This window comes from Thermococcus sp. (genome assembly GCF_027008145.1).
GTDB lineage: Archaea > Methanobacteriota_B > Thermococci > Thermococcales > Thermococcaceae > Thermococcus.
In genome coordinates this window covers 1-10,373 of record NZ_JALTCZ010000041.1, presented here as the reverse complement: position 1 = coordinate 10,373, position 10,373 = coordinate 1, and the positions used below count along the sequence as shown (strand labels likewise).

At 54.0% G+C, this 10,373-nt stretch carries 9 protein-coding genes and 1 pseudogene; 6 read left to right on the top strand and 4 right to left on the bottom strand.

Annotated elements, in window-relative coordinates:
• The 5 genes and pseudogenes from MVD07_RS01980 to MVD07_RS01960 all read left to right on the top strand — a co-directional run.
• A pseudogene (locus MVD07_RS01980) lies at positions 1–243 on the top strand (signal peptide peptidase SppA); the annotation flags it as partial.
• Between the two features lie 6 nt (positions 244–249).
• Positions 250–729: a PH1570 family protein gene (locus MVD07_RS01975; RefSeq protein ID WP_297497937.1), complete on the top strand. Its 480-nt coding sequence runs from the start codon at positions 250–252 to the stop codon at positions 727–729.
• The gene (locus MVD07_RS01970) at positions 719–1,720 is read left to right on the top strand and encodes an AI-2E family transporter (protein ID WP_297497935.1); all 1,002 of its coding nucleotides are present in this window, start codon (positions 719–721) and stop codon (positions 1,718–1,720) included. The genes MVD07_RS01975 and MVD07_RS01970 overlap by 11 nt, the downstream gene beginning before the upstream one ends.
• A 109-nt stretch (positions 1,721–1,829) precedes the next feature.
• Positions 1,830–2,798, top strand: coding sequence for a beta-ribofuranosylaminobenzene 5'-phosphate synthase family protein (locus MVD07_RS01965; RefSeq protein WP_297497932.1), 969 nt, complete (start codon positions 1,830–1,832; stop codon positions 2,796–2,798).
• Positions 2,795–3,586: an N-glycosylase/DNA lyase gene (locus tag MVD07_RS01960; RefSeq protein ID WP_297497928.1), complete on the top strand. Its 792-nt coding sequence runs from the start codon at positions 2,795–2,797 to the stop codon at positions 3,584–3,586. Before MVD07_RS01965 ends, MVD07_RS01960 begins: the two co-directional genes overlap by 4 nt.
• A gap of 8 nt (positions 3,587–3,594) precedes the next feature.
• Here the strand turns inward: MVD07_RS01960 and MVD07_RS01955 are convergent, their stop codons facing one another.
• Complete coding sequence (locus MVD07_RS01955) at positions 3,595–4,860, bottom strand: UbiD family decarboxylase (RefSeq protein WP_297497925.1); 1,266 nt, start codon at positions 4,858–4,860, stop codon at positions 3,595–3,597.
• A gap of 73 nt (positions 4,861–4,933) precedes the next feature.
• On the opposite strand from MVD07_RS01955, the gene MVD07_RS01950 reads away from it, so the two are divergent.
• Positions 4,934–6,328 (top strand): DEAD/DEAH box helicase, encoded by a 1,395-nt coding sequence (locus MVD07_RS01950; RefSeq protein ID WP_297497939.1) that lies wholly within the window; start codon positions 4,934–4,936, stop codon positions 6,326–6,328.
• Here the strand turns inward: MVD07_RS01950 and truA are convergent.
• The 3 genes from truA to MVD07_RS01935 form a co-directional block, all read right to left on the bottom strand.
• Positions 6,275–7,078, bottom strand: coding sequence for a tRNA pseudouridine(38-40) synthase TruA (truA, locus tag MVD07_RS01945; protein WP_297497922.1), 804 nt, complete (start codon positions 7,076–7,078; stop codon positions 6,275–6,277). The two genes, MVD07_RS01950 and truA, sit on opposite strands and share 54 nt — an antisense overlap.
• A gap of 240 nt (positions 7,079–7,318) precedes the next feature.
• Positions 7,319–9,040, bottom strand: a complete 1,722-nt coding sequence (gene pheT, locus MVD07_RS01940) for a phenylalanine--tRNA ligase subunit beta (protein WP_297497919.1) — start codon at positions 9,038–9,040, stop codon at positions 7,319–7,321.
• A gap of 9 nt (positions 9,041–9,049) precedes the next feature.
• A partial coding sequence (locus tag MVD07_RS01935) for a phenylalanine--tRNA ligase subunit alpha (protein WP_297497916.1) occupies positions 9,050–10,373 on the bottom strand: 1,324 nt, incomplete at its 5' end.

Genomic DNA, 10,373 nt, shown 5'->3' with positions numbered 1-10,373 from the left:
ATGAGCACTGTCAAGAAGTTCGCAACCGGAAGGACGTGGTTCGCGGAGAACGTTACCGGAACCCTCGTGGACGAGACGGGAGGCATAGACACCGCCATATCGGTTCTTGAGAGTCTTATGAACGCAATCGGTGCTAAAGTCGTTATATATAAGAACCTCCAGACTCCTTCCGGGTTCACCATATACGGCAGTCAGGCCCTCTACCTCGACCCACGCTACGTGAGGCCGTACCTAGGGGGGTGAGGGGGGATGCTCTGCGATGAGAAGCTTGAGGTGTTTGAGAATGGCTTTGAGGACGGTAAGTTCAAAGTTCGCGTGGAGTTTTACGGGAATGACGCCCGGAGGCTTCTCCTCACCATCATAAGGGAGCTGTACCTCCCCGACTACGGGGAGGACTACGTCTATCCCTTTGAGTGTGCCAAGGAGTTCTGGGGGATCCCCCTTGAGGCAGGGGAGATCGTCTCCAGCGAAGTTGAATCGAGCCCGCTTAAGTTCATCAACAGGAGCGTCATCGAGAGGCTTAAAAAGGCCCTCTTGGCCGTGAACATCCCGGTTGAGGTGAGGGAAAGAATAAACCTTGAGAGAGCCCGTATCGTGAAGGTCGGGAAGAGGCTCGTGGCCATTGGAAGGGACTTTCTCCTCGACGAGGGGGGATGCCTTATAACCTTCACGAAGCCCTCGATGGCGGAGCTCATACTCAAATACTTGGGGATGCTCAATGAAACTTGAGGCCGCAGTCTGGGTCGTCCTTTCGCTCATAATCCTCTACCTTACCTGGGAGACTGTAAGTCCGATTATATCTCCTATAATCATAGCCATAACCCTCGCCTACATTCTCTACCCCCTCCACGAGCGCCTGTCAGGTAAAGTTGGCAACCGCTGGTCGGCCTTCATCCTGACGGGGGTTCTCACCCTCCTTTCGTTCTTCTTTATCTTGGGCTTTGCCCTCTGGATTAACGACATCAAGCTCTCCCTTGCGGAATACGTTGACACCTTCTTCAAATGGCTCCTGGGGATACACCTCCCGCCGGCTACGTACGACCTCACGATGAAGCTCTCTCAAGCCATAACGGAGCGCTTCAACGCCTATGTCCTTGGCTATACCTACTCTCTCCCCAAGCTCGCCCTCCAAGTCGTTGTCATGGTCTTTGCCTTCTACGGAGTCCTTGTCAATGCAATTGAGGTAAAGAACGAGCTCTACTCCCTTCTGCCCCCGAGTAACAGGGAGCTGGCCCAGAAGCTCGTTGAGAGCGGGGCAAGAACACTCCACTACATGCTGAGGGGCTGGCTCCTCATCAGCATTGGTAAGGGTATAATGATGACTCTGGCCTTCTATATCTACGGTATCTCCGACATCGGTGGGGCCATAGCGGCCGGCATCCTCACGGCAATCCTTGAACTGCTCCCGGTCGTTGGCGGCTGGATGGTCTGGCTTGGGGGGGCTTTCTACCTATACACCATTGGCAGACTTGGTGTTGCCTTGGCACTCACCATCTACGGGGTGACTTTGATCTCCCCCCTGCCTGATATATTCCTCGTGAAAAAACTGGGAAAGAGGCAGTGGGGGGTAAATGCCCTTGTGAGCGTTGTTGGCATATTCGGTGGCTACATAGCCTTCGGGTTCGTGGGGGTCATAATCGGTCCGCTTTCGCTGTCCCTCCTCCTCACCCTCGTTGAGGAGTGGAAGGAAGAGAAGATTAGGGTGAGAACTCTACGATAAAGGTAGCAACTCTCCTTAAGACTACCACCCGCGAACCTCATACAGTCGCCATAGGCGGTTCTGCTAAACCGTTAAAAGTCCCTTCTCCTCAACTTCAGCGGGTGAGAAGATGATAGTAAGAACGCCAAGAAGGCTCCACCTTGGGCTTATAGATCCCACTGGAAGCCTCGGGAGGCGCTTTGGAAGCCTCGGGGTTGCCCTCGAAGGGGGCTATGAGCTGAGGGTCTTGCCCTACGAGAGAACAGAGATAATCGCCGAGGGGGAGGACAAGAAAACTATATCGGAAGCCCTCCGCAGGATGAACTCCGTCTTTAATACGGGGATGAACTACTACGTTGAGGTCAGAAAGTCAATACCGAGGCACGTCGGTCTGGGTTCGACGACCCAGCTCAGCTTGGCCGTTGGGAGGGCCGTTGCAAGGCTGGGTGGTCTCAGGGTTTCTGCCTTGGACATCGCTCGGGCCCTCGGTAGGGGCGAGAACAGCGGGGCGGGTATATACTCCTTCACTCACGGTGGTTTCGTTCTCGACGGTGGGGTCTCCTCAGGCCTTCCTCCCTTAATTCTGAGGGAAGAGGTTCCATCGGGCTGGGCTTTTCTTCTTGTCATCCCCGAGGTGGAACCCGGGCTAGACGAGGATGAAGAGAGGCCGGTCATGGACTCAACCTTTGGGAGCGTTGAGGTCGCGCGGGAGATAAGCCACCGCACCCTTCTCGGCCTTCTGCCCGCCCTAAAGGAAGGCAACATCAGGGCCTTTGGGGAGCACCTCTCTGCTATACAGAGGCTCGTTGGAATGCACTTCAAGGAGTTCCAGGGGGGAGAGTTCAGGGAGGATGTAAGACTCGTCCTTGAGTTCCTCCAGAGGAAGACCTACGGTGCAGGGCAGAGCAGCTGGGGGCCGACGGTCTACGGCGTCATCCTTAAGTCAGAGTTTCAGAGGCTTTCGGTTGAACTCCACGACTACCTAAAGAACCTGGGGATAGAGGCGAAGGTCGAACTCGGCCTTCCAAGGAACAGGGGGGCTGAGGTCGTGGAGGAGAACGCCTTCATACAGAAGATCCTGAGGAGCGTGACCGGATGACATTGGACAGGTTCGTCAGGGTGAAATACAGGGAAGATAAGGAGAAGGTCTCCAGACTGGTCGAAATACTGGGGGAGCTCGGCCTTGGCTGTGCGAGGACGATAGAGGAGAGGGTCGACCTCCAGTTCGAGGCACTCACCAACCTGAGGGAGAACCTCGGTAACGACGAGCTCTTCATGAAGCTTGTCATCGCGAACGCACTTGTCAGCTACCAGCTGACCGGTAAGGGTGAGGACTGGTGGTGGGAGTTCTCAAGGTACTTCTCCTCCAACCTGCCAGAAAAGGACATTGCCAAGGCTTACGCCGGGTTTCTCCCGTCTTCGAGAACCAACAGGCGACTCATAGCGGGAAAGCTGAGGCGCCTTGAAAGACTTGAACCCTTCCTTGACTCCCTGGAAATAGACGACCTCAGGCGGTTCTACTTTAGGGACATGATGGGGTTAAGGGATGCTCTGGCCTTGGTCCTTGGCTCAAAGAAGAGCGCCAAAACGATAGTCTTCGCGGTCAAGATGTTCGGCTACGCTGGAAGAATAGCCTTCGTGGAGTTCACATCCTATCCGATGGGTATAGATATCCCCGACGACGTCAGGATAAATGCCTACACTAGGCGCTTCACCAACGAGTCACCTGTGAGCTTCTGGAGGAGGATAGCCCTTGAGACCGGGATTCCCCCGCTCCACATTGACTCAATCCTCTGGCCGGTTCTCGGTGGGAAGAAGGAGGTTTTTGAAAGGCTGAGAACGCACTGCGAAAAGGCCGACCTCGTCCTGGAGTTGATGAGGATATAAAGAAGAGGCTAAACCCTTGCCCTTTCGAACTCCTCCTTTCTTTCGAGCGGTTTGGTTGCGTCTATGCCCCACTTCGCCGTCAGGCTCTTCTCAGCAGAGGGGTCGAGGGAGCTACCGCGGGCGTTTGACACTATGACAAGGTCTCTGTCGGCTTGGAAGCGAGTGGCTACCGCCCACTCAACTTCCCTGTCGTCATAGATGTCGATGTCTTCGTCGACGACAACGACGTGTTTCAAACTCGGATGACCTGCAAAGGCAGCTAGAATCACGTTCTTGCCGTCGCCGTCGTGCTGTTTTGTTATCGAGACGACGGCGTGGAGCCACATAGCTCCGCCTTCCGTCAGCCTTACGCCGTGGACTTTGGGAACGACCTGCTTGACGCTCGCATATATCTGGGGCTCCTTGGGGAGGCCCATCAGCATGAAGTGTTCGTATCCGCCTGGGAGGAGGGCATGGAAGATTGGCTCCTCGACGTGATACATCCTCTCGAAGACAATGAGGGGCTGTTTTCTTACGTGGTCGTAGGTTCCGGTTATGTCAACGAAGGGCCCCTCTTCAACAAGCTCTGGAGTTATCTTTGCCTCGAAGACGAACTCGCTCTCAACGGGAACGGGAATGCCTTTAAGGTCAACAACGTCAACGGGCCTTCCAAAGGCCTTTTCGCTCATCCTGCTGGCTATCTCAAGCTCGCTGATTCCGTAGGCGACGCTCGTTGCCCCAGCAAGTAGGAGGTGAATGGGGTTGCCAACGACTATTCTCACGTCGAGTTCTTCTCCCCTTTCTGCCTTCTCCTTCCACATTGCGTAGAGGTGCCTCGGCACAAGCCTTATCGCTCCGGTCTTTTCGTCGCGAACCATTATTCTGTGGAAAGAGGTGTTCACGAAGCCGTTCTCGTCCTTTGCTATGACCATCGCCGAGGTGAAGTACTGGCCGCCGCAGTTGGGGTAGTACTTCGGGACGGGCAGTTCTCTGAGCGAAAAGTCTCCCGTCGAGTTCTTGAGGAAGGGAGCCTTTTCAACGGTTCTGTATGGGGAAGGGTTTGTCATCGCATCGCTTATGAAGTGGATGAGCTCATCCCGGCTGAGTCCCAAATAGGTGGCTATCCTCTCTCGGGTGCTCCATATGTTCCCGGCAACCTGCCAGCCCTCAACGTCCCTGAAGAGGACCGGTCTGTCCTTATACTCCAGGAGGTACCTCGTGACCTCAAGCTCCTTTTTGAGGGGCTTCTCAATTACAACGACGTCATTAAATCCCTTCAGTATTTCCCTCAGCATGTCACCACCTTAGGGAGTTGTTCCAAAAGGTCTATAAAGCCTTTTTCCAGACCCGATTTGATTGGCCATGCCCATGGTGACCCTCAGGATACCCGACGGCTCCGCACTGGTTAGAATTGAGAAGGCCGAGCCTAAGGTCTACTTCCTCGTCTACGACTTACTCACCTACAAGAAGGACTATGGGAAGTGGGAGAAGCCCGAGAGCCTCTACGACCCCTACGAGAAGACATTCCCAATTGGTCTCCTGCCGAGGGTAAAGAAGTCCCTCAACAGCAAAGGCTACCGCGTGAGGATAATAGACGAGAGGAAAGGGAAGGGGAGGAAGTTGAACTCCACGTGGAATGAGAACTTCGTCCTTCGCCGTTATCAGGAAAGGGCCGTTAAAAAGGCCCTAAAGACCAGGATGGGTGTTTTAGCCCTTCCGGTGGGAAGCGGAAAGACAGTTGTGGGCTTAAGGATAATACACGAGCTCGACCTTTCTGCTCTAATCGTCGTTCACACCAAGGAGCTCCTCTACCAGTGGGCCGAGAGCGTCGAGGAGATACTTGGGGTGAAGGCCGGCATCGTGGGGGACAACCGCTGGGAGGAGGAAAACGTTACGGTAGCTATGATACAGACCCTCCTTTCTAGGGGGGCCGAGAAGCTCCAAGGAGAGTACGCTGTCGTCATGTTTGACGAGTGCCACAGGACTTCTGCCGCCGAGAAGTTCTACCAGCTGGGTCTCTCACTTCCTCAGGTGTACCGCTTCGGACTCTCGGCAACGCCCTGGAGGAGGATACGCGGGGAGGAGCTCAAGATAGAGGCAGTGGTAGGCCCGATAATCTATGAGGTTAAGGCAGAGGATCTCATCAGGGAGAGCTTTTTAGCAAAGCCCCGCTTCGAGGTCATAAGGTACGAGTCATCGATGCCTTCATTCAGCGAACGTTATAAGGAGCTCTACGAGGACATGATAATGAACAACGACGAGAGGAACAGGGCGATTGTGGAGAAGGCCGTTGAGCTCGCCAGAAAGGGGCACCGGGTTTTAATAGACGTAAAGCGCATTGAGCACGGCAAGATACTCAAGGATATGCTTGAAGAGGAGGGGATAAAGGCCGAGTTTCTAAGCTCCAAGAGTCCCAACCGGAGGGAGATACTGGAGGCCTACAAGAGGGGCGAAATTCCTGTCTTAATCTCGACGCTGCTCAAGGAGGGGGTTGACATACCCGAGATATCGGCGATAATCCTTGCCGGTGGTGGCAAGAGCGACATAATGACGATACAGACCATAGGGCGTGCCCTCAGGCCCAAGAAGGGCATGAAAGCTGTTATAGTTGACGTTGAGGACGACGATCCTCTGCTCTTTACTCACTTCCTTGAGAGGCAGAAAGCCCTGAAGCAGTACTACGGGAAGTTCTACGACAGGGAGACGGGGCTACAGCTCGAAAAGAGCATCTCCAAAAAGCGCCGCTCTAGTAAGGGCCCGTGAATAGCGCTCGAAAATATCCCTTCTGGCTTTTCTAAGACCCTTCTCGTCGATTCTGAACTGTATTCCGGGGTAGTCTATCCGCCAGAGCACGAGGCCTTCCGCCGGTGCTGGGGGAACTTTCTTCGCATATGTTCCCTTTAGCATTTCCCTTATCTCATCTTCACCGAGCAGACCGAGGGCGCAGAGTCTTAGGGCGTTTACAATTCTCCTTGCCATCTCCCAGAGGAAGCTCTTCCCCTCAAGCTCAAGGACCAGATAACCCTGTCTCAGGATGACCTCGACCCGTTCGAGCTTCCTTACCGGTTTTCTTCCAGGTTCGAGCCTTGAGAAGGCTGAGAAATCGTGCCTCCCAACGAAGAGGCGGGAGCACCTTTTGATTGCCTCAACGTCAAAGCCCTCGTTCACAAGGTAGTAACGGTAGGTTTTCGACTTAGCCCAGAACCTCGGGTGAAAGTCCTCCGGAACCTCGGCCACTCCAACGACCCAGACGTCGCTCAGGTGGTGGTTCAGAACCTCTGGCCTAGCTAAGTCCGGCCTTCTGGTGGGTGTGAAGGAGACGACGTTGAAGAGGGCCGAAACGCTCCTATCCGTCCGGGAGGCGCCCTTAAACTCGGCTTTTTCGGGGTCTCCGATAACTCCCAGCTTTTTCAGGGCCCTTATTAGTTCCCCCTCTACCGTTCTGACGTCGGGCTGTCTTTGAAAGCCGTAAAAGGCCGTTCCATCGTAGGCAACTCTCAGGGCCAGCTTCATGGGTTGAACTTCGGGGTCGGGTATAAATGGGTTTCTCTGCCGTTCTGTCAGTTTTCTTTACATACATAAAGGTCAATCTTAGATAATGTTCCAAGCTGGAGGGAAAAGTAAAATAAAGGCCCTCCCCAACGACAGGGTGGGGGTGGAAGTATGGACGAAGCCTTTGACATTGAGGTGCTACTCAACGTTACTAACTTCGAGCTGATGTACGAGATGGTAAAGAAAAGTCTGGGGGAGGGTTCATAGGTAGGGCTTGGTGTACAAGGGGTGGAGGAAGAGCTCGAAGGCAGCAACGGGCATCTCAAGACCCCAGTTCTCCAGCACTATGGGATGAACCTCCCCTATGACCCCTATTGCCTTCCCTTCAACGACTATTTTTCCAGCCCTTCCCGGGATAAAGCTCGGGTGCTCGATCTCTTCAAGCTGGTACTCAAAGCCTAGGTGCCTCATCACCGAGTCCAGTATCTCTTTGGCCTCTGTAAAGGTAACGCGCGGGTGTGCTAGAGCGACGGCCAGCTTGCTCTCGCTTACCGTCTTGGTTTCCCTGTCATCGTCTATCATCGTCGCCTTCCCGACCTCGAAGAGCCTCTGCGGATACTCCTCGTGGGTGTTCTGGCCCAGGAAGTCGAGCAGGCTCGGAAGGAGCCAGTTCCTCAGGGCCGACCACTTGGGGCTTATCGGGTTCTCAATCTCGACGAGCTCTGCCGGTGGGTGGTTGAAGTAGTCCGCGCACTCCTCTTCCTCCCCGCAGGGGAGGTTCATCTTTGAATACTGGGCCTCCCTGTTGGTTAAGTTAAAGGTCATTACCTCCTGCAGGCCAAAGCCGACCATGAGCTCCCTTACGGCGTCCTCAAAGTCAATGAACTTGTCCCCTCTGCCCTGGACTGCCAGCTTGGGCTCTTCGGGCTCTATCTCATTGTAGCCGTAGGCTATGAGAACATCCTCAAGGACATCGCGGGCGTGCATTATATCGTCTCTAAAAGCGGGATAGAGGAGCTTTACCTTTCCATCTTCGAGCTTAACCCCGTACATCATCCTCTCAAGGAGCTCCTTGATATCTTCGTCGCTCAGCTCAAGGCCAGCTAACTTCCTTATGTAGTCCAGCTCTACCTGGAAAGACTTCGGCGTTAAATCTGGCGTTTCAATATCGAAGTCCGGATAAACAACCCTCACGCTCTTTATCTTCCCACCGCGCTCGGCTAGGGCAGAAACGACAACGTTTAAAGCGAGCATGATCTTCTTCAAATTCCAGCCGGTAACGTCAACGAAGACGTTCTTAGTTTCGGTTGTCACCCTGCCAGTTACCTCGGAGTTGATGACCGGCGGCATTGAAAGAACCTTTCCCTCGGAATCAACGAGGAGAGGATAGTAGGGCTTGTCCTTTATCAGATGCCCGTATTCCCGTCCTTTCTCGTGTTTTTCAAGGATTTCCTCAAGCGTTAGCTCCTCGGTGAAGCCGAGCGGGACGAACTTCTCGGTCTTTTCCGCTGCCCTGTAATAGATTGGTGGCTTGACCCTGTCGAAGTCAAAGATGCCTATCGCTACCTCCCTTCTCCTTCTTCCGAAGGTTAAAGCTACTTTCTCCTGGAGGTTTATCATCTGCTTGAGAGCCTCCTCGTCGAGGTTCAAGCCCTCTACAACTGCGTAGACACCGTAGGGACGGATGTCCTTCAGCTTTTCATCGACGTAAACGGTGACGTTGCTTTTCTCCATTCCGTACTTCGGCAGTCCCCTCTCCATTCCCAGCGCCCACTTAACCTGCCTTGCTATTCCTTCAGAACTCCAGAGGTCGGGTCTGTTGGTGTCTTTTGAATCCGCCTTGAAGTAGATTTCACCGTTCTCCTCCCAGACGTCGTCGAGCTCGCACTTGGCGTAGAGGAAGAGGTCCTCCCACTCCTCGACGGTGAAGCTCTTTCCTATGAGCCTTTCAAGGTCGGACTTCGAAACATCGAACTTCGGCATGGTATCACCTCACCACACGAGCCTCGCTTCCCTGAGCCATCTTAAATCGTAGCTGAAGAGGTAGCGGATGTCATCAATGCCGAGCTTGAACATAGCTAATCTGTCTATCCCTATTCCCCACGCTATAACTGGAACGTCAATTCCCAGGGCCTTTGTCATCTCCTCGCGGAATATTCCAGCACCGCCAAACTCGACCCAGCCAAGTTCTGGATGATAGGCGCTCATCTGGACGCTCGGCTCGGTGAAGGGGTAATAATCGGGCAGGAACTTTACCTTTTTTGCTCCGGCTATCTCGACCGCGAAGCGCTTGAGAATCCCTAAGAGGTGCCTGAAGTTGAGCTCTTCGCCGACAACGAAGCCGTCCACCTGGTTGAACTCTATTAGGTGCGTCCTATCCAAAACGTCAGGCCTGAAGACGCGCTGTATCGTGAAGTATTTTCCAGGTATTTCGACGCCTTTGGCCAGCTGTCTCCCGCTCAGGGCAGTTCCATGTGCCCTCGGCATTAGGAGCATCGCCCTCTCAGGACTCCAAACGTAGCCCCAGCCCCTTGAACCGGCAAGACCCTTCTCGTGGGCCTCCCTGACCTTCTCGACGAGCTCCTCCCCGGGTAGGTACCCGCTTTTTGGATATTTAAGCTGATATGTGTCTGTCCACTCTCTTGCTGGGTGATTTTGCGGCTGGAAGAGGGCGTCGAAGTTCCAGAACTGGGTCTCTATGAGGGAATCAACGGTCATCTCGATGAAGCCCATCTCGATGAGCCTTCTCCTTATCTTGTCGAGGAAAGCCCTGTAAGGCTGTTTCTTGCCGGGATAAATCTTCCTCACGGGAGCCTTTATATCAAAGCGCCTGAACTCGACTTCCCTCCATTTGCCGGACTTTATGAGCTCTGGCGTCAGAACGGAAACTTCCCTCTTCAGCTCGATTCCCTTCTTTACCAGCTCCTCTCCAGCGGGGGTTATCTCAACTTCCCTCTCGGTTACAGTCTCCTCCTCGCCAACCTTCCTCCTCTTAAGCTCCTTAACTGGGACGAACTTTTCTATCTCACTGACTGGGACAGTTCCCCTCTCGGTCAAAAGTTTCAGGGCCCTGTCGATGGGTCTCTCCCCGGCTTTGAGGCCCTCCTCGGTTATCTCTAAAACGAGCCTTCCCCTCTCTTTCTTCACGTTGACCCAGCCCTCTCTCCGTAGGAGGCCGACTATCGGCTTGAGCTCGTCATCGCTGAGAACCCCTCTGAGGTCGTCGAGAGTTGCCTTTTCCTTCTCCTTCAGAACTTTCAGAGCCCTCCACTCAGGAAGGCCTATCTCAGCATACTTCTTTCCCCTCTCGGTGAGC

Bases quoted from the DNA above. Each gene is read 5' to 3' on its own strand.
- MVD07_RS01970 (WP_297497935.1), top strand. From the start codon at position 719: ATGAAACTTGAGGCCGCAGTCTGGGTCGTCCTTTCGCTCATAATCCTC.
- truA (WP_297497922.1), bottom strand. From the start codon at position 7,078: ATGAAGCTGGCCCTGAGAGTTGCCTACGATGGAACGGCCTTTTACGGC.
- MVD07_RS01975 (WP_297497937.1), top strand. From the start codon at position 250: ATGCTCTGCGATGAGAAGCTTGAGGTGTTTGAGAATGGCTTTGAGGAC.
- MVD07_RS01950 (WP_297497939.1), top strand. From the start codon at position 4,934: ATGGTGACCCTCAGGATACCCGACGGCTCCGCACTGGTTAGAATTGAG.
- MVD07_RS01965 (WP_297497932.1), top strand. From the start codon at position 1,830: ATGATAGTAAGAACGCCAAGAAGGCTCCACCTTGGGCTTATAGATCCC.
- MVD07_RS01960 (WP_297497928.1), top strand. From the start codon at position 2,795: ATGACATTGGACAGGTTCGTCAGGGTGAAATACAGGGAAGATAAGGAG.
- pheT (WP_297497919.1), bottom strand. From the start codon at position 9,040: ATGCCGAAGTTCGATGTTTCGAAGTCCGACCTTGAAAGGCTCATAGGA.
- MVD07_RS01955 (WP_297497925.1), bottom strand. From the start codon at position 4,860: ATGCTGAGGGAAATACTGAAGGGATTTAATGACGTCGTTGTAATTGAG.